This window comes from Arthrobacter sp. K5, assembly GCF_040448525.1.
GTDB classification, from domain to species: Bacteria; Actinomycetota; Actinomycetes; order Actinomycetales; family Micrococcaceae; genus Arthrobacter; species Arthrobacter globiformis.
In genome coordinates this window covers 3,063,753-3,082,500 of sequence record NZ_CP159279.1, presented here as the reverse complement: position 1 = coordinate 3,082,500, position 18,748 = coordinate 3,063,753, and the positions used below count along the sequence as shown (strand labels likewise).

General features: G+C 65.7%; 17 protein-coding genes and 1 tRNA gene. 14 read left to right on the top strand and 4 right to left on the bottom strand.

All coding sequences use genetic code 11. The annotated features are described in order from the left end of the window. Positions 1–30 precede the first annotated feature (30 nt). From ABRP34_RS13925 to ABRP34_RS13905, 5 genes are all read left to right on the top strand, one after another. On the top strand, positions 31–615 hold the full coding sequence (locus tag ABRP34_RS13925; RefSeq protein WP_353710619.1) for an ATP-binding protein: 585 nt from the start codon (positions 31–33) through the stop codon (positions 613–615). Positions 616–771: 156 nt separating this feature from the next. Continuing rightward, on the top strand, positions 772–1,671 hold the full coding sequence (locus ABRP34_RS13920; RefSeq protein WP_353710618.1) for a hypothetical protein: 900 nt from the start codon (positions 772–774) through the stop codon (positions 1,669–1,671). A 299-nt stretch (positions 1,672–1,970) separates the two neighbouring features. Beyond that, a complete protein-coding gene (locus tag ABRP34_RS13915) occupies positions 1,971–3,098 on the top strand; it encodes a mandelate racemase/muconate lactonizing enzyme family protein (RefSeq protein ID WP_353710617.1) in 1,128 nt (375 codons plus the stop codon). A gap of 10 nt (positions 3,099–3,108) precedes the next feature. Continuing rightward, on the top strand, positions 3,109–3,804 hold the full coding sequence (locus ABRP34_RS13910) for a FadR/GntR family transcriptional regulator (RefSeq protein WP_353710616.1): 696 nt from the start codon (positions 3,109–3,111) through the stop codon (positions 3,802–3,804). A 206-nt stretch (positions 3,805–4,010) separates the two neighbouring features. Next, the gene (locus ABRP34_RS13905; RefSeq protein ID WP_353710615.1) at positions 4,011–5,366 is read left to right on the top strand and encodes an MFS transporter; all 1,356 of its coding nucleotides are present in this window, start codon (positions 4,011–4,013) and stop codon (positions 5,364–5,366) included. A gap of 378 nt (positions 5,367–5,744) precedes the next feature. Here ABRP34_RS13905 and ABRP34_RS13900 read toward each other — a convergent pair. Then, a tRNA-Leu gene (locus tag ABRP34_RS13900) sits at positions 5,745–5,827 on the bottom strand. Between the two features lie 393 nt (positions 5,828–6,220). On the opposite strand from ABRP34_RS13900, the gene ABRP34_RS13895 reads away from it, so the two are divergent. From ABRP34_RS13895 to pknB, 7 genes are read left to right on the top strand one after another with little or no spacing between them, the layout of a single operon-like run. Next, entirely contained in the window at positions 6,221–6,961 is a 741-nt protein-coding gene (locus ABRP34_RS13895; RefSeq protein WP_353710614.1) for a DUF3662 and FHA domain-containing protein, read from the top strand. Continuing rightward, a complete protein-coding gene (locus tag ABRP34_RS13890; protein WP_003800263.1) occupies positions 6,958–7,440 on the top strand; it encodes an FHA domain-containing protein in 483 nt (160 codons plus the stop codon). The genes ABRP34_RS13895 and ABRP34_RS13890 overlap by 4 nt, the downstream gene beginning before the upstream one ends. A 2-nt stretch (positions 7,441–7,442) precedes the next feature. Next, positions 7,443–9,269, top strand: a complete 1,827-nt coding sequence (locus ABRP34_RS13885; protein ID WP_353710613.1) for a PP2C family serine/threonine-protein phosphatase — start codon at positions 7,443–7,445, stop codon at positions 9,267–9,269. Then, complete coding sequence (locus tag ABRP34_RS13880; protein WP_003800259.1) at positions 9,266–10,714, top strand: FtsW/RodA/SpoVE family cell cycle protein; 1,449 nt, start codon at positions 9,266–9,268, stop codon at positions 10,712–10,714. The genes ABRP34_RS13885 and ABRP34_RS13880 overlap by 4 nt, the downstream gene beginning before the upstream one ends. After that, a complete protein-coding gene (locus tag ABRP34_RS13875; RefSeq protein WP_353710612.1) occupies positions 10,711–12,165 on the top strand; it encodes a penicillin-binding protein 2 in 1,455 nt (484 codons plus the stop codon). Before ABRP34_RS13880 ends, ABRP34_RS13875 begins: the two co-directional genes overlap by 4 nt. Continuing rightward, positions 12,162–14,015 (top strand): protein kinase, encoded by a 1,854-nt coding sequence (locus ABRP34_RS13870; RefSeq protein WP_353710611.1) that lies wholly within the window; start codon positions 12,162–12,164, stop codon positions 14,013–14,015. The genes ABRP34_RS13875 and ABRP34_RS13870 overlap by 4 nt, the downstream gene beginning before the upstream one ends. A 48-nt stretch (positions 14,016–14,063) precedes the next feature. Beyond that, positions 14,064–15,962: a Stk1 family PASTA domain-containing Ser/Thr kinase gene (gene pknB / locus ABRP34_RS13865; protein ID WP_353710610.1), complete on the top strand. Its 1,899-nt coding sequence runs from the start codon at positions 14,064–14,066 to the stop codon at positions 15,960–15,962. 34 nt (positions 15,963–15,996) lie between these two features. On the opposite strand, the gene ABRP34_RS13860 is transcribed toward pknB, so the two are convergent. The 3 genes from ABRP34_RS13860 to ABRP34_RS13850 are packed head-to-tail and all read right to left on the bottom strand — an operon-like array spanning position 15,997 to position 17,608. Continuing rightward, positions 15,997–16,638 carry an aminodeoxychorismate/anthranilate synthase component II gene (locus ABRP34_RS13860; RefSeq protein ID WP_353710609.1) on the bottom strand — a complete coding sequence of 214 codons (642 nt, stop codon included), beginning with the start codon at positions 16,636–16,638 and terminating at the stop codon, positions 15,997–15,999. Continuing rightward, positions 16,635–16,805, bottom strand: coding sequence for a hypothetical protein (locus tag ABRP34_RS13855; protein WP_043418205.1), 171 nt, complete (start codon positions 16,803–16,805; stop codon positions 16,635–16,637). The genes ABRP34_RS13860 and ABRP34_RS13855 overlap by 4 nt, the downstream gene beginning before the upstream one ends. Positions 16,806–16,807: 2 nt before the next feature. Next, positions 16,808–17,608: a class E sortase gene (locus tag ABRP34_RS13850; RefSeq protein ID WP_353710608.1), complete on the bottom strand. Its 801-nt coding sequence runs from the start codon at positions 17,606–17,608 to the stop codon at positions 16,808–16,810. 172 nt (positions 17,609–17,780) lie between these two features. On the opposite strand from ABRP34_RS13850, the gene ABRP34_RS13845 reads away from it, so the two are divergent. After that, positions 17,781–18,032, top strand: coding sequence for a cell division protein CrgA (locus tag ABRP34_RS13845; protein ID WP_003800246.1), 252 nt, complete (start codon positions 17,781–17,783; stop codon positions 18,030–18,032). Positions 18,033–18,042: 10 nt separating this feature from the next. Further along, positions 18,043–18,639 carry a DNA-3-methyladenine glycosylase I gene (locus tag ABRP34_RS13840; RefSeq protein ID WP_353710607.1) on the top strand — a complete coding sequence of 199 codons (597 nt, stop codon included), beginning with the start codon at positions 18,043–18,045 and terminating at the stop codon, positions 18,637–18,639. Positions 18,640–18,748: the final 109 nt, after the last annotated feature.

Genomic DNA, 18,748 nt, shown 5'->3' with positions numbered 1-18,748 from the left:
CAAGGCTGCAACCTGGAACGGATAACACACATGACAGAAGAAACCACTTCCGAAGCAATTATCGTCTGCGGAGTACCCGCCAGTGGCAAGACAACATTCGCCCAGGGACTCGCCCGCGAACTCCGCTGGACCTACCTCGACCTCGACACCCTGACCAATCCGTTGTTTGAATACATGGGCGGCGAGTTCCTGGTCGACGTACCCACATCGGAACCCCCCGCACGCGCAAGCGTGAACGACATCCGCTACACCTGCCTCTTCGACACAACACGGGAAAATCTTGGTCTGGGCAACAGCGTCGTAGTTGTCGCCCCGTTCACGTCCGAGCGCACCTACCCGGCGGCCTGGGCGCGACTTGTTGAACGTCTGGCAATTCCGGCCTCCCGCGTTCACCTCGCCTGGATGGACACCCCGGCGGACGAAGTCGTGGTCCGTATGCAGCTCCGAGGTGCCGCGCGCGACCTCGAAAAGGTCAAAGAACCGGAACGCTTCCTCTCCCCCGACGTGACACGTCCTCCCGGTGTCGAACACATCCGGATTGACGGGCTGCTCGCCCCGCACGACCAGATCAACCACTTCCTGCAGGACTTTGAAGTGCGCGAGGCCGTGCACTAAAAACCCGTCCCAAGCCGCCTAACTGTTCCACCAACAAAGGGGCATGCCTTAGAAAAGGCCCTCCGGTGAGCCGGCGCGCCCAAAAACAGCGCTGCGGACCGTTTTTTCGGCTCAGCCACTGCCCCACAAGACCATAACCACCAATAGGAGAACCCAGTGAACGAACTTACGACCCTTGAACGCCGTGGGATGGCAGCGATCTCGACGCCGGGCGGCAAGATGCTGATCGTCGCCGCCGATCAGCGCAACGGCATGAAGGCCGTCATGAACGACGCGCCGGACGGACCGAGCTCGATCACCGCCCAGCAGCTCTCCGACGCGAAGGCAGACTTGGTCCGCTACCTGGGCAACGCCGCACCGGCAATTCTGCTCGACCCCGAAGTCGCACTCCCCCGGGTAGCAGACGAGGGAGTCCTCTCCCGCGACACCGCACTCGTCGTCGGCCTCGACGCCTCCGGCTTCGAGACCGTCGACGGGCTTCGCTACACGAAGTTCGTCCCCGGCATGACGCCACGGAAAGTGCGCGAACTTGGCGGTGACGTCGCCAAAATGCTCTGGTACATGCGGCCCGACCGTCAGGACGCCACCTCCCGCGTCGCAGACGAAATCCGCGAACTCGTCGCCGAATGCTCCGCGGAAGGCCTCCTCCTCATCGTAGAAATCCTGGTCTACCGACTCGAGGGCGAAAGCGAACAGGACTACGCCGCAGCCTTTCCCCGGCTGGTCGCCGACGCCGCACGACTCTCCGTAGAATGCGGCGCTAAAGTCCTCAAGCTCCAGTACCCGGGATCAGCAGAAGCCAGCGCATCCGTCACCGAAGCCGCCCACGGCGTACCCTGGGCCGTCCTCTCCGCCGGCGTCGACCACGAAACCTTCATCAAGCAGGTCGAAATCGCCGTCGCAAACGGCGCAGGCGGCGCCATGGCCGGCCGCTCACTGTGGAAGGACAGCCTGGCCATCTCGGCAGAAGTCCGCGAGCAGCTGCTAACCACACGGGCGCTGCCCCGCCTGCACGAACTCGAAGCAGTAGTGGACGGCACCCTCGTCAGCTCCTAACGACCCATAGGTGCCGGCAGCTACCTAAAATACAGCAGCTGCCGGCGCCGGATTGCTTTCCCAAGAATGCCCGCTGTGCAGCCTCGGAAGCTGAACTACACCCCAACCTGACGTCAGGACAAAGCCCAAAAGGCGTCAGGATAGGGTCCGAATTCCAATTCCTTGCCACCCATTGGTCAAGGTCTAAGAGCCAAAGCTGACACTCAAGGAGGCGGACCGCGGAAGCTACTTGTACTACAAGTAGCTAACTTATATCCTAGGCGAGCGGGCGATGTTGCCCCTGATCCCCAAGGAGAACCATGAGTACCGTCGATCTCATCCGGCACGTCAAACTGTCTACCGCCCGCCTTCCGCTGGCTGTCCCGGTCAGCGACGCCAAGGTGTTCACCGGCCGCCAGAAGCCCATGACGGAGGTTGTCTTCCTCTTCGCCGAGATCACCACCGAACAGGGCCACACCGGCCTCGGCTTCAGCTACTCCAAGCGCGCCGGCGGCCCCGCCCAATACGCCCACGCCAAGGAAGTTGCCGAAGGCATCATCGGCGAGGACCCCAACGACATCGGCAAGCTCTACACCAAACTGCTCTGGGCCGGTGCCTCCGTGGGACGCTCCGGCGTCGCCACCCAGGCCCTTGCCGCCATCGACATCGCCCTGTACGACCTCAAGGCCAAGCGCGCCGGGCTCCCCCTGGCCAAGCTCCTGGGCTCTTACCGCGACTCCGTCCAGACCTACAACACCTCCGGCGGCTTCCTCAACGCCACCCTCGACGAGGTGAAGGCCCGCGCCACGCAGTCCGTCGAAGAGGGTATCGGCGGCATCAAAATCAAGGTCGGACTCCCGGACACCAAGGAGGACCTGCGCCGCGTAGCCGGCATCCGCGAACACATCGGCTGGGATGTGCCGCTCATGGTGGACGCCAACCAGCAGTGGGACCGCGCCACCGCACTGCGCATGGGCCGCCAGCTCGAAGAATTCAACCTCGTCTGGATCGAAGAGCCGCTGGACGCCTACGACTTCGAGGGCCACGCCCACCTCGCGCAGGTCCTGGACACCCCCATCGCCACCGGCGAAATGCTCGCCTCCGTAGCCGAGCACAAGGGCCTCATCGCCGCCAACGGCTGCGACATCATCCAGCCGGACGCCCCGCGCGTCGGCGGCATCACCCAGTTCCTCCGGCTGGCAGCCCTCGCCGACGAACGCGGCCTGGGCCTGGCCCCGCACTTCGCGATGGAAATCCACCTGCACCTGGCCGCCGCCTACCCGCGCGAACCGTGGGTGGAGCACTTCGACTGGCTGGACCCGCTGTTCAACGAACGCCTCGAAACCAAGGACGGCCGCATGATCGTTCCGGACCGCCCGGGCCTCGGCGTCAGCCTCAGCGACCAGGCCCGGGCGTGGACCACCGAGACGACGGAATTCGGCGCGTAACCTTGAATCCATGAGCCGGAACCTGACCGCGGACCTCGCCGCCGATCTTCGCACCCGCATTGTCGACGGCGTCATCCAGCCCGGCGAAAAGCTTCCGAGCGAAAACACCCTCATTGGCGAGTTCGGCGTCAGCCGGACGGTCGTCCGGTCCGCCCTCACCCGGCTCCAAGCCGAAGGACTCGTGGAAACCGAACGCGGGAGGGGCAGCTTTGCGCTGACCCCTCCCCCGGGAAGTCCGACGTCGGGCCAGCCCACCAGGGCTGTGGTCACCGCCGAGGACCGTCTGCATCTGCTGGAATTCCGGATCGGCGTCGAAACCGAAGCGGCAGCGCTTGCCGCCGGAAACCGGACGGAGCGGCAGCTGAACGCCATGCGGCAGGCACTGGGGGAATTCACGGACAGCGGCGAGCACCCTGCGCACGCGATGAAGGCGGATTTTGAGTTCCACAAAGCCATTGCCGCTGCCTCGGGAAACCCCTTCTACACGGACTGCCTCTCCTCGCTGGGCCAGACGATGATCGCCATGCCGCGCACCCGGCTGATGACCGGCGTCGAGCATTACGCCCGGGACCACTTCGAACAGGTGGTCCACGAACACGGGTCCATTTTTGCCGCCATCGCGGACGGTGACGGAGCCGCAGCGTCCGCGGCGATGCGCAACCACCTGGCCAACTCGCGGCGCAGGCTCCGGGCCGGTCGCGAGTAGGCGCCTCGAATCACGCCCCTCTGGACAAACTACTCTGCGAGGATGCGACAGTAGTTCCCTGCGGGTATCACGCCATGCAATATGCGTGTTGGACGGGCATGAATCCGACTGCTTACAGTTAATACGTGCTGTGGTGAGGACCACAACGGCCTGCCCCGTAGTCCCCACAGCGCGATGTTGCTGCTCTATCAAAGAGGATTCCCCCCATGCAGTCTGTAGACACCGCTGTCACGGATCTGGCTTCGGCCACGAAGAAGTTTTTCCGGCGCGTGCTGCCCATCATGCTGGTCATGCTCGTGTGCAACCAGCTGAACCGGTCCAACATTGGTTACGCCCAGGACCATCTGCAGGCTGACGTCGGCATTGGCGCCGCGGCTTACGGCTTCGGCGCCGGGCTGTTCTTCATCGCCTACGCCATTTTCGAGCTTCCGAGCAACGTCATGATGGAAAAGTACGGCGCCAAGATCTGGCTGACCCGGATCATGGTCAGCTGGGGCATCGTGTCCTTCCTCATGGCGTTCGTTCAGAACGAGATGATGTTCTACGTTCTGCGGTTCCTGCTGGGTGCCGCCGAAGCCGGTTTCTTCCCCGCCGTCATCTTCTACTTCGCCCGCTGGGTGCCCGCCGGGCAGCGCGGCAAGGCGACCGCTGTCTTCATCGCCGGATCATCGGTGGCAGCCGCCCTGTCCGGCCCCATCGCCGGCCTGCTCCTGAGCCTGCACGACGTCCTGGGCCTGCGCGGCTGGCAGTGGCTGTTCGGCTTCGAAGGCGCGCTCTCCGTCGCCGTCGGCATCACCGTGTTCTTCTTCCTCGACGCAAAGATCCAGGACGCCAAGTGGCTCACAGCCGGCGAGAAGGCGGCTCTCACCGCAACAATCGACCAGGAGGACGCCCAGCACACCAAGGCCGACGGCGGCAAGGCCAACCGCTGGAAGATGCTCCTGAACCCGCAGATTCTCCTGCTGTGCGGCATCTACTTCTCGGTACAGCTCTCCATCTACGCGAACACGTTCTGGCTGCCGACCATCGTCAAGCAGATCCCCGGCACCACGGACCTGAGCGTCGGCTTCCTTTCCTCCATCCCCTGGGTGTGCGCCGTCTTCGCCATGTACTTCGCGGCCAAATGGCAGGACAAGGCGAAGTCCAAGCGCCCGCTGCTGGTCGCAGCACTCCTCGTGGCCGCCGTCGGCACCCTCGCCGCGGCTGTCGCCACCCCGGTCCTTGCCCTGGTGTTCCTGGCCGTCGCGGCCATGGGCTTCAAGAGCGCATCACCGCTGTTCTGGACCATCCCGCAGTCGGCCCTGCACCCGCTGGTCCTCGCTCCCGCCATCGCCATCATCAACTCCCTGGGCAACCTCGGCGGCTTTGTGGCACCCTTCGGTTTTGGCATCATCAAGGAGCAGACCGGAAGCGTGGTGCCCGGCCTGTTCGCCCTGGCTGCGGCATCCACGGTGGCAGCCATCCTCGTGTACTTCCTCAAGGAACGGAAGCCGGCCCCCGACGTCGCGGAGCAGTCACCAGCCGCGGGCACAACACGGTTGGAGCCGTCAACGGCGAAGTAAGCCATCGACAGTGATCTGATCGTCCCGCCGTATTGGGACCGGATTAATCGGACGGAGCGGGGCGGGTGCCGGAATTCCGGCACCCGCCCCGGGGCGTTGCTGAAAGTCTCTGCCGTTTGCCGGGCTTCCGGGACAGGCCAGCGAAAACCCGCGGGTCAGCCGGCACAGGGAACGGGGATCCACTCGAATTGAAGGGGCAGAAAATCACGAGTGCATTGAAGCTGGTCGACGTCGCGGTGGAGGCTGACAAGTCGGTAAGTGCCCTGCAAACCCAGACCTCCCCACCGGAGAGCAGGATTTTGTGCAATAACCCGGGCGACAGCCGCTGAAACAAGAAAGAACCCCGGGAAATCATTGATTTCCCGGGGTTCTGATGCGTGCGCGAGGGGGGATTTGAACCCCCACGCCCTTTCGGACACTGGCACCTGAAGCCAGCGCGTCTGCCGTTCCGCCACTCGCGCGCAACTTCTCCCACTTGGCCCCACCGGAATCCGGTTTGCGACCTTGTAAAAGCAGCGAGATCAAGCATAACGGACACTCGCCGCAAATTCCTAATCGGCGCATCGCGGCCACTTTGCGGCACGGTTTTCCCCGGCGCCGACACGGATGACAGGATCCCCGAGGCCGCGGCCGAGGGGCGATCCCAGCTTGTGACTGCGCCCACAATAGCCAGCGGAACGTGAACGAATCGGGTTCCCGGCGCGTTGTGGATTAAGGTCTTTCGCAGACGTGGCAAGTAGTATCGGATACATAGGGGCCCGCTTCCGGCGGGCACGGTGTTTTGTTGTGACTGCGTTGCCAGAATGACTTCCACGGGACGTGCTGTCCCTCAGCAGCAAGGAAAGGAGAAGACCATGGGTTTGCTGGACAAGGTCGAGCGCGGCATTGAAAAGGCCGTCCGCGGCGTCTTCTCCACCGGCTCCAAAGCCCAGGTTGAGCCCGTGGAAATCGCGAGCCGCCTCCGCCGCGAAGTGGACCACAAGGCCATCACCATCGCGGCCGGCCGCACCCTGGTGCCCAACGTCTTCGATGTTCTCCTGAGCGACGAGGATTTCCAGCGCGCCCAGGAATGGGGAACGCCGCTTGCCGAGGAACTCTGCGACGTCGTGATCAACCACGTCCGCAGCCAGGGGTACATCCTCCAGGGACCTGTCCGCATTTCATTCCGCCGGGACGAATCCCACCGGGCTGGCGACTTTGAGATCACCTCAAAGACCGAAAAGTCCTCCGGTCCTGCGCCGGCCGCCCCGCGGGCAAACGTGCCGGCAGCGCCAAGCCGCCAGCCAGTCCGGCTGCAGCCTGTCCTGGACATCGACGGACAACGGTATTCACTCAATGCGCCCTCAGTCGTCCTGGGCCGTTCATCAGAGGCTGACATCCTGGTGGACGACACCGGAGTCTCCCGCCGGCATCTGGAAATCCAGACCCACGGCGGAACCGCCACCGCCGTCGACCTGGGATCCACCAACGGCAGCTACGTCAACGGACATAAAGTGGCCGGCAGCATGGAGCTCACCGACGGCTCCACCATCACGATGGGACGGACCAAAATCATTTTCCGCCTCCTGCCCGCCAACAATGGCGGCCGCCCATGAGCGAACTGACCATCACGGCCCTGCGCTTCGGTTTCCTGCTTCTACTCTGGGTCCTCATCTTCAGCATCGTCTCGGCCATGAGGCGTGACCTCATGATCGGCCGCAAGGCCGCCACGGGAGCCCCCACGGCACGGCAGGTGCGGAAGAATCCCGAACTCGCCGAACCGGCTCCCGCGCCGGCCAAGCAGCAGGCCCGCCAACTGGTGGTCACCGAAGGCCCGCTCAAGGGCCGTACTGTCCCCCTGGCTGCCAGTCCCATCCTGCTGGGGCGCGCACAGGAGGCCACGCTGGTACTCGAAGATGACTACGCTTCCGGCAGGCACGCCCGGCTCTTTCCACAGGGCAGCCGCTGGTTCATCGAGGACCTCGGCTCCACCAACGGCACCTATCTGGCCGACCAGCAGCTCACCAGGGCCCTGCCCGTGGACCTTGGTGTACCCGTGAGAATCGGCAAGACGGTCATTGAATTGAGGCCGTAGCCATGGCCGCTCCGGACATGCCCGCGGGCGAGGTTCCAGCCTCGCCCCGGCCCCTCATCCTGCGCTATGCGGCGCGCTCCGATGTTGGCCGCATCCGTGCGAAGAACGACGACTCCGCCTACGTGGGCCGGCACCTGGCCGTCGTGGCGGACGGCATGGGTGGCCATGCCGGCGGCGATGTTGCTTCCGCCGCCACTGTCCTGGACATGATCCATCTGGACACCGACGACTACGACGACGCCGGCACGGTCCTGGCCGACGAAATCCAGACCGCAAACTCGCTGCTCTCGGAGCTCGTCCACATCAATCCCAAGCTGGCGGGCATGGGCACCACCGTGACCGCCCTGCTGCTGGCCGGGGGCAAGCTGCATTTCGCCCACATCGGCGATTCCCGCGCCTACCGCCTGCGCGACGGCGAGTTCGAACAGATCAGCATTGACCACACGTTCGTTCAGCGCCTCATCGACGAGGGCCGGCTGCGCCCCGAAGAAGCGGAAACCCATCCCCACAAGAACGTCCTGATGCGCGTCCTCGGTGACGTCGATGCCAGCCCCGAGCTGGACCTCGCCACGATCGAGGTGAAGCCCGGGGAGCGCTGGCTGCTCTGCTCCGACGGTCTGAACTACGTGGCCGGCCACGTCGTGGAGCGCACCGTGCGGGAAACACCGGATCTCCGCGAATGCGTCGAGACACTCGTTGACCTCACCCTGGAGGCAGGCGCACCGGACAACGTCACCGTTGTCATGGCAGAAATCGTGGAGGAAACGCCCGACGACGTCAGTACCGCCGCCGTCGACATCGTCCCTGACGCCGGACAACCGGAAGCAATTACCGGAACGAAGGCTGCGGCCCCGGCTGTCGCTTCCGACGCTCCTGCCGGCGAGCCCGCCGCCGGGGCACCGGGTGCTGTGCCTGGCGCCGCGCCAGCAGCTTCGGGACCGGCAGATTCGGTGCCCGGCTCCGCGCCTCCTCCCACCCCGCCGGCCGCGGCACCCGCGTCCGCCGGCTCCCCGCCCGACCGGACAGCCGGGACCGAGGCGGCAGGAGAGGGTGCCGGCAAGCCGGACAACGAGCCGGCGACCAGCACCGATCCCCATCTGGGCGAACATCTTTCCGCGGAGGTGCTGCGCGAGGAGCTTTCCTCCCGGCCGCACATCCTCGTCGGCGCGGCCGTTGCTGCGGCCGAAACCGGTTCCATCCCCACCATTGCCGGCCGCACCGTCGCGCGCCGCGCGGCCACGGTCCTGACCCACAAGTCGGACCAGGCCCGCGAGGAAACTGAGGAATTCACGACGGCGGGGCGTCCACGCCGCTGGCTCACCCTGGGAATCGCGGGTGCGGCACTCCTGGTCCTCGCCGTCGGTCTCTGGCTCGGTTACGCCTGGACCCAGACGCGCTACTACATCGGCGAGTTCGACCAGCGGGTGGCCATCTTCAACGGGGTATCCCAGCGCCTCGGGCCCATCCAGCTGTCCACGCTGGAAGCGGTCACCGACATCAAGATGGACTCGCTGCCCCAGTTCTCGCAGCAGCGGGTCCGCCAGACGGTCCCCGCGCGGGATCTCTATGACGCCCAGCGGATCGTGAAGAACCTCGAGCGCACGGGAAGCACGGCGCCTTCGGATGAGTGCCTGACTCCGTCGCCGACAGCAACGGCTTCGGCCACAACAAAGGCGACAGCCACGGCTAAGGCCTCTGCCACCCCGAAGCCAACGGCCACGGCGTCCCCGAAGGCGACCTCAACCACCAAACCGACGGCATCACCGACCGCAACAGCCGGAGCCTCGGCCGTACCCACCCCAACCGCAACCTGTGAGGGGGGCCAATGAGCCACGCCGACACTATGCCCAAACCCCGGCGCAACGTGGAACTGCTGTTGCTCGTGCTCGCCCTGTCGGTCAGCATCGGCGCCAACGCACTGACCAGCATCGACGAACAGACGTCACTGGACACCGACTTCTGGTTCCAGTCCAGCCTGCTCGCCGTGGCATCCCTCGTATTCCACGTGGTTCTCCGGCTCCGCGCCAAATATGCCGATCCGGTAATACTTCCGCTGGTGGTTGCCCTCAACGGCCTGGGCCTGGCCATGATCCACCGCCTCGATGCCCCGGGCGACGACACCGGCAACAACCAGCTTCGCTGGACGGTCATTGCCATGGCCGTGGCCATCGCCGTGATCTGGTTCCTCAAGGACCACCGCGTGCTGCGCCGCTTCACGTACATTTCCCTGGCCGTCAGCGCCCTGCTCCTGATCCTCCCGCTGGTCCCCGGCATCTCCGCCGGCGAAATCCTCGGCGCCCGGGTCTGGATCCGGCTCGGTCCGATGACGTTCCAGCCTGGCGAGGTCGCCAAGATCACCCTCGCCATATTCTTTGCCGGGTATCTGTCCTCGAACCGTGACCTGATCATGCTGGCCGGGCGCAAGATCGGGCCTATGCAGTTCCCGCGCTTCAAGGACATGGGACCGATGATCACCGCCTGGCTCGTGAGCATCGGCGTGCTCATCTTCCAGCGCGACCTCGGATCGTCCGTGCTGTTCTTCGGCCTGTTCATCGTGATGATCTACGTGGCCACCAGCCGCATCAGCTGGGTGGTCATCGGCCTCACCCTGATCCTGGGCGGCGGCTTCGTGGCGTCCAAGGTCTTCTCGCACGTTGCGCTGCGCGTCGACAGCTGGCTCAATGCCTTCACCGAGGAAGTCTTCGGGCGGTCACCCGGCGGCAGCGGCCAGATCGTGGAAGGCCTGTTCGGCATGGCCAGCGGCGGACTCGTGGGCACCGGCCTCGGACAGGGCCGGCCCAACCTGGTCCCGTTCGCCAACAGCGACATGATCATCGCCTCCTTCGGCGAGGAGCTGGGCCTGATCGGCCTCTTCGCCATCGTGATGATGTACCTGCTGCTCTTCACCCGCGGTTTCCGCGCGGCCCTCGGCACCCGCGACGCCTTCGGCAAACTCCTGGCCTGCGGCCTGTCCTTCGCGGTGGCGCTGCAGTGCTTCGTGGTGATCGGCGGCGTCACGCGGCTGATCCCGCTGACCGGCCTCACCACGCCGTTCCTGGCCGCGGGTGGCTCCTCCCTGCTGGCCAACTGGATCATCGTGGGCCTGCTGCTGATGATCTCGCACACGGCCCGCGGCCCGGTGGACACGTCACCGATGCAGCCCGGCCGGACGCCGGAGGCCCAGAAGCCGGCGGCCCCCGCAGGAGGCCGGCAGGACCGGAACGCCACCCAGACCCTCCCAGACGCTCCCACCGAGGCGGTGAAACACCTGTGAACCAGGCCATTCGACATTCATGGATCGCCGCGATCGCCATGTTCGCCCTGATTTTCGGTGCGATCAGCTACGTCCAGGTGGTGGGCGCGGACGAGCTCAAGGCCAACGCGTGGAACAGGCGGGCCATCCTGCAGAACTACTGCAATGACCGCGGTGCGATCCTCGTGGGCGGCTCTGCCATCGCCGAGTCCGTGCCGGGCAATGAATCCTGCAAGTTCCAGCGCAAGTACAACCAGCCCGAGCTGTATGCCGGGCTGACCGGATACTTCTCCCGGAGCTACGGAGTCACCGGCCTCGAAGGCGCCATGGATGCCCAGCTGGCCGGAAGTTCGGACCAGCTGTTCTTCGACCGGATCGGGCAGCTCTTCCTGGGCAACCAGCCCAAGGGCGCGTCCGTCGAGCTGACCATTGACCCCACGATCCAGAAACTGGCGTACGACCTCATCCCGGACGGCCAGCGGGGGTCGATCGTGGTGACCGATCCCAAGACGGGCAACATCCTGGCCATGGTCAGCAAGCCGTCCTATGATCCCAACTCCATCGCTACCCAGGACATCGCCAAGGAACAGGCTGCCTACAACGAGGCCATCAAGATCCCGGGCGTCAACCTGAATCCCTCGGTCAGCGGCCCCACGGGCGCCCTGCTGGCGCCGGGCTCGGTGTTCAAGCTGGTGGACACGGCAGCAGCCCTGAACTCCGGCAAGTACAACGCCGACAGCGTGCTGCCCAACCCGGCGCAGATGAGCTTCCCGGGCATCCAGTACCAGCTGCCCAATTACGCCGGCGGCAACTGCTACACCCGGACCACGGCCAGCTTCGCGTTCGCGTTGCAGCAGTCCTGCAACACGCCCTTCGCCAGTATTGCCCGCGACCTCGGGGAAAATGCGATAGCCCAGCAGGCCAGCAAGTTCGGCTTCGGCCAGGAGCTCGGCGACCAGCTCAAGCTGGACTACGCCAAGAGCGTTTTCCCGTCGGATCTCGACGCGGCAGGACTGGCGCAGTCCGCCATCGGCCAGCGCGACGTCCGTGCGACGCCGCTCCAGATCGCACTGATGACCTCGGCCATTGCCAACGGCGGAGTGCAGATGGCTCCGAACCTCATCAAGGCAGTCCGTTCCCCGGACCTGAGGGTCATCGACGAACCGAAGCCGGTGGCTTTGCGGACCTCGACGACGCCGGAGATCGCCGGACAGATCACCGACTGGATGACCAGTGTGGTCAGCGAGGGCATCGGCTCCGGCGCCGCCGTACCCGGTGTCCAGGTCGCCGGCAAGACCGGCACCGCCGAGCTCGGGGACGGCCTGAACAACTCCTGGTTTACGGGGTTCGCCCCGGCCAACGATCCGCAAGTGTCCGTCACCGTTGTCATGCAGGGCGTGGACATCACCACCGGAGCACAGCTAACCAGTCCGAACGCAAAGAAGATTTTTGAGGCGGTGTTGAATAAGTGAGGCCTACATCGGGAATCACCCTCGGCGGCAGATTCCAGTTGACCACGCGTATTGCGATCGGCGGCATGGGTGAAGTCTGGAAGGCCAAGGACCAAATCCTGGGCCGGATCGTGGCCATCAAGGTACTCAAAGAGGAGTACACGGGCGACCCCGGCTTCCTCCAGCGGTTCCGCGCCGAAGCCCGCCACACCGCCCTCCTCAACCACGTGGGCATCGCCAACGTCTTCGATTACGGCGAGGAGGAGGGCTCCGCCTACCTGGTCATGGAGCTGGTCCCCGGCCAACCGCTGAGCAGCATCATCGAGCACGAGCAGGTCCTCTCACCGGACCGCACGCTGTCCATCATGGCGCAAACGGCGCGGGCCCTGTCCGTGGCCCACGCCCAGGGCCTGGTGCACCGTGACATCAAGCCCGGAAACCTTCTGATCATGCCGGACGGGCGGGTCAAGGTCACCGACTTCGGCATCGCGCGCCTGGCGGACCAGGTGCCGCTGACCCAGACCGGCCAGGTCATGGGTACCGCCCAGTACCTCGCCCCCGAACAGGCCACCGGCCAAACCGCCACAGGCGCCTCGGACATCTACTCGCTCGGCGTGATCGGCTACGAGTGCCTCACCGGGCACCGGCCGTTCTCCGGCGAATCCCAGATCGCCATCGCCCTGGCCCAGGTCAACGACGCGCCGCCGCCCCTGCCGGAGACGCTGCCCAAGCCGGTCCGTGCGCTCCTGATGTCCATGCTGGCCAAGGACCCGAAGAACCGTCCGGCCAACGCCATCAAGCTGTCCGAGGCCGCAGAGGCGATCCGTAACGGTGACATCTCAGCAGCCCACGCCGCTGTCCCGGGCATGCTCCTGTACGAAGGCGGCACGGGCGCCATGACGGCCCCCGTTAATATCGCCACGGCACCAACCGGCGTGATCGGTTCGGAGAAGAGCTCGACGTCGGCAACCTCCGCCCTGCCTGTGCTGGGCGCGGCGGCCGCGGGTGCTGCTGCCGGCGGAGCGGCGGCTGCAGCCGCCGGAGACCCGGATGCCGCCCCCACACGGGCGGGGAGCACGCTGTCGCGTGCCGACGCCTTGGCGGCCGAGCGCAGTTGGGACCAGGAACCGGAACAGTACGACGACGAACCCGAGGATGAGCCCGAGCGGCGGAAACGCAGCCCGTGGACGTGGCCGCTGATCGCCCTGATCCTGCTGGTACTGTTCGCCGTCGTTGGCATCCTGCTGAGCCAGGCGGGCTTCCTGTTCCCGGGCCAGGGCCCTGCGGCCACCACCTCGAGCACACCGAGCCGCAGCGTAAGCACCAGTTCCACGCCCTCACCGACCCAGACCTCGGAGACGCCGACGCCGACCCCCACACCGACTCCCACCACGGCCGCGGCCATCAACCTGATTCCGGACGCATACCTCGGCAGGCAGTACAGCGAGGTCCGCGCCGAGCTGATCGCGCTTGGCCTCCAGGTGGACGGCAAGGAAGTGTTCGACCCTGCCACTCCCGGCACGGTTACGGACCTGAATCCGACAGGCCCGGTGCAGGCGGGTCGCACCATCACGGTCACCTATTCCAAGGGACCGAAACAGATCAGAGTCCCGGACATCAGCACAGGCAGCAGCGAGGCCGAAGTCCAGTCAGCAATCGAGAAGGCCGGTCTGCGCTGGCAAAAGGGCGCCGACGAGGCCGGCGAACCCGGTCAGGACGCCGGAACGTTTGTCCGCTCCGAGCCCGAAAGCGGCCAGGAGGTCGCCGCCGGGTCGGTGGTGACCTATCACCTGTCCCAGGCGCTGATCCCCACACCATCGGACACGCCGTCAGCCACGCCAACGCCAAGCGGCTCACCGACCGGACCGTAAGCCGTGACCACGCCACGAACTCCGTCACACCGGGAAGACAACATCCCGGTGACAAGTCAGCGCGTCCTCAGCGGACGCTACGAACTTGGCGAAGTCATCGGCCGCGGCGGCATGGCCGACGTGCACCGTGGGCTGGATACCCGCCTGGGCCGGACGGTCGCGATCAAGCTGCTCCGCCCCGACCTGGCCCGGGACCCCCAGCTGCAGGCCAGGTTCAAGCGCGAGGCGCAGGCTGTCGCAGCCCTGAACCATCCCTCGATCGTAGCCATTTACGACACGGGCGAGCACGCTGTGCCAGGCGACGCGCACGACCAGGTCCGTGTTCCCTACATCGTCATGGAGTTCGTGGCCGGCAAGACCCTCCGGGACCTGATCAGGGCCAGTGACATCACCATTGACCAGGCGGTGGAGTACACGCTGGGTGTCCTGTCTGCACTGGAATACAGCCACAAGGCCGGAATCGTGCACCGGGACATCAAGCCGGCGAACGTGATGTACTGCGAGAACTCGGACATGGTCAAGGTCATGGACTTCGGCATCGCCCGCGCGGTTGCCGATTCCTCCGCGACGATGACCCAGACCCAGGCCGTGGTGGGCACCGCCCAGTACCTTTCGCCGGAGCAGGCGCGCGGCGAGGCCGTGGATGCCCGCAGCGACCTGTATTCGGCAGGCTGCCTGCTGTACGAAACGCTGACCGGCCGCCCGCCATTCGTGGGTGAAAGCCCCGTATCCGTGGCGTACCAGCACGTGCGCGAGAAGCCCGAACCGCCCAGCAGTTACAATCCGGACATCTCCGAGGCGCTGGACAGCGTGCTGGAAAAGGCGCTGCAGAAGAACCGCGCGGACCGTTTCCAGGACGCCGCGGCTTTCCGCCGTGCGCTGCGGGCGGCAAAGAACGGGATCGCTGTTCCGGCGCTGTCGCCCAGCGAAGCGCCGACGGACCCGAATGACATTCCTGAGCCGCACCGCACGCCGCCCACGGAAGCATTTTCCATGACCGGGGCCAGCTTCCTCGACGACGCTCCCGCCGGCCGCCTGCGCCGCAGTTGGGGCACTGACGATGATGAATCCGTGCTGCCGGCCGAAGCCGCGGCGGTCTACGAGACGGCCGAGCACGATGAACTTCCGCTGGGGCTTCCCCGCGAACGGGAGCGGTCGGGCCTTCAGAAGTCCCGCCGTCGGGCCTGGATCACGACCTTTGTGATCTTTACCCTCCTGGTGCTGGCCGGCGGCGGCCTGTGGTTCTACAACTTCCTCAACCAGCCGCCGGCCGAACCGGCGCGCGTCGCCATTCCCTCGGTGGAGAAGCTGTCCGAATCAGAGGCGCTGCAGACGCTCTACGACGCCAAGCTGCGTCCACAGATCAAGCGGGTCCAGCACGATTCGATCGCCAAAGGCACTGCCATTGGCACCGCGCCGCCCGCGGGATCCTCGCTGGAACCGAACTCGGAAGTGGTCCTGAACATCTCGTCGGGCCCCAGCGCCGTCAAGATCCCGGAGACGCTGCCGGGACGGACGGAGGCGGCAGCCCGCGACATCCTGCGGCAAGCGGGCCTGGTGGGCGCGCCGTCTACCACCATGGCCAACAGTTCCACTGTTCCGGCGGGCCTGGTAATCACCACCAAGCCGGCGCCAGGCCAGCAGGTGGCGGTGGGCAGCACCGTCGAGATCCTGGTGTCCACGGGCAAGGTGTCCATGCCGGAGCTTCGCGGCATGACCCGTGCCGAAGCCGAGGCGGCGCTCAAGGAACTCGGCCTGGTTGCCGTCATCCGTGAGATCGAGAACTCCCAGGTCCAGCCCGGCAAGGTGACCGGCCAGAGCGATCCGCTGAATTCGCTGGTGGAACAGGGCAAGGCCATCACCGTGACGGTGGCCACGGCCCCGGCGCCCCCGCCGGAGCCCACACCAACCCCGACGCCGACGCCGAGCGCCACCAAGGGCAAATAGAGCCCGCCGGCTCCGGGCCAGTGCCGGACCCGGGCTAGTGCTGGATGAGGGGGCTGAGCTTGGCTGCCCGTTCGGCCGCACCCTTCATGCCCAGCGACTCGAGCCAGTTGCCCAGCATCTGGTAGCCGCCCTCGGTCAGCACGGATTCGGGGTGGAACTGGACGCCGCACAGCGGTGCGGTGCGGTGCTGCAGCCCCATGATGACGCCGCTGGCGGTTTCCGCCGTGACCTCGAGGATATCCGGAATCGTGTCGCGGACAGCGGCCAGTGAGTGGTAGCGCGTGGCCGTCACGGGGGAGGGCAGACCGGCAAAAACGCTGGTCCCGTCATGCTGGACCAGGGAGGTCTTCCCGTGCATGAGCTCCGGGGCGTGGGTCACCGTTCCGCCGTACGCCTCAGCCAGGGCCTGGTGACCAAGGCAGACGCCGAACATCGGCTTCGTCTTCTCGCCGCACCAGCGGATCAGCTCGACGCAGACCCCCGCTTCGGACGGCGAACCCGGGCCGGGCGAGATGAGTACGCCGTCGCGCGTTTCCGCCATTTCGATCGCTTCGGCGAGGGTCACATCATCGTTGCGGACCACTGTTGTCTCGGCGCCCAGCTCCTGAAGGTAGCCCACCAGGGTGTAGACGAAGCTGTCGTAGTTGTCCACGACGAGAATCTTTGCTGTGCTCATGGGTTTTTTGGCGCACCAATCGTTGAGTCGGTGAATTGGGTGAACTGGGACATCCAGGGGAAAAGGAACTCGACCATCAGGAACAAGGCACCGGCAACCAGCACCAGTGACGTGAGGACGCGCAGCCAGAGCGGGCCGGGGAGATGGCGGAATATCCAGCCGTACATGCCTAGCCTTCCCCTCGTGCGCGTGCCACCTGGGCTGCGATCTCGTCGGGTGGCCCCGCCGAGGCCGGCTGCCAGTGGTCCAGCACCGAGTACGCGATAATCCGTTCCTCGGAGCCGAAGCGGGGATTGCAGCTGGTCATGGTGAGAAGTCTTTCGGTGGGGCGCACTCCGGGCTGGTTGGGCACCGGCAGGAGGACATCGGCTTCGGTCGGCAGAACGATGCGGTTGTTGCGGAAGACGTAGACGTAGTAGCCGTCCCGCGTCTGGACGTAGATCTTGTCCCCGGGGACCAGCGTGTGGATATTGTCCAGCACCGCGCCGTGCGTCTGCCGGTGGCCTGCCACGGCGAAGTTGCCCACGGCCCCGGGCATGGCGGTGTTGCCGTAGTGGCCGAGGCCCAGGGTGTCCAGGACATCCGCGCTGGTGCCTTCGACGATGGGCCGGGTGTAGTTCTCGCCGAACCGGGGGATGAAGATGATCCCGATGGTGCCGCCGTGCCCGGGAGCCTCTCCAACAACAGGCGCTCCGTAGTCCTTCGGGACGGCAGCGGCCGTGCCGCCTGTCGCAGTGGGCGTGGGTCCGGGGGTCACGGGTCCGCCCAGATCCCGGACAAAGTCCTTGACCGCGGCGGTTTGCTTGGCATCGGATTCCACGTTGGTCCACCAGAGCTGCCACGCGACAAACAGGAGCAGCACTATGCCGGCGGTGATGAGCAGCTCGCCGAAGATCTGCACGGCTTTCCGCAGGATTACGACGCCGGTCGCCGGCTTGGCGGTGGCCGTCACCTTCTCCTGCACTACCACGCGATCTCCTCCAAGGCGGTTGCGGGGCACCGGCGCGGACTGAACTACAGCTAGAATTGGCTGCTAGTAAGACTTCAGACCTGACCAAGAGCGTGCAGACCGCCGGCAATCCCCTCACAGCAGGATATCAAGCCCCGGTCCCTCCTCTTGATTCAGCCGCCAAGGAGGACATGTGCCCGAGTCAAAGCCACGTAAGAAGCCTGCCCGCCCGGCCGAGCCCGTTTCCACTCAGGCCTACAAGCCGAACCCCGTCTGGTTCAAGCCCGTCATGTTCGGCCTGATGATCATCGGCCTGCTCTGGATCATCACGTTCTACATCAGTGAGGGCCAGCTGCCTGTTCAGGCGTGGGAGTCGTGGAACATCCTGGCCGGGTTTGGCATTGCGATCGTCGGCTTCCTGATGACCACGCGCTGGCGCTCCTGAGCCGACGCCCATGACCGCAGAAGGCATCGTCATCGGCGAGGATGGCCTGGCCCGACCGCTGTGGGCTTCCTCGGATCCCCTTCTGCGCGAGTATTACGACACCGAGTGGGGCCTGCCCGTCAGGGACGAGCAGGGCCTCTACGAACGGATCAGCCTCGAGGCGTTCCAGGCGGGCCTGTCGTGGGCAACGATCCTGCGCAAGCGCCCCGCGTTCCGTGCGGCCTTCGACAACTTCCATCCCGAAACCGTGGCCGCCTTTACCGAGGCCGACGTCGAGCGCCTCCTTCAGGACCCCGGCATCGTGCGCAACCGCCTCAAGATCCGGGCCGCCATCACGAATGCCAACGCCACCATCGCGCTGCGGGACGAGGGCGGGCTCGTTGACTTTGTCTGGAAGTTCCAGCCAACCTCCACCCCTGCCCCCACCACGTACGCCGACGTGCCCACCACGTCCCCTGAGTCCATCGCCCTTTCCAAGGCGCTCAGGAAGAAGGGCTTCGCCTTCGTGGGGCCGACCACCATGTTCGCGCTGATGGAAGCCATCGGCATGGTGGACACTCATCTTGTGGACAGCCACCGCCGGGGAACCTCAGGCGTCTGGTCCTGACAACTGCCGGGCACTCTGCCGTCCCGCACGCACCGGTCCACACGTGTTGGTAAAGATATCCACAGTGTTGATAACTTTGCCGGTTGCGCACCGCGGAAAAGGCCCTGTG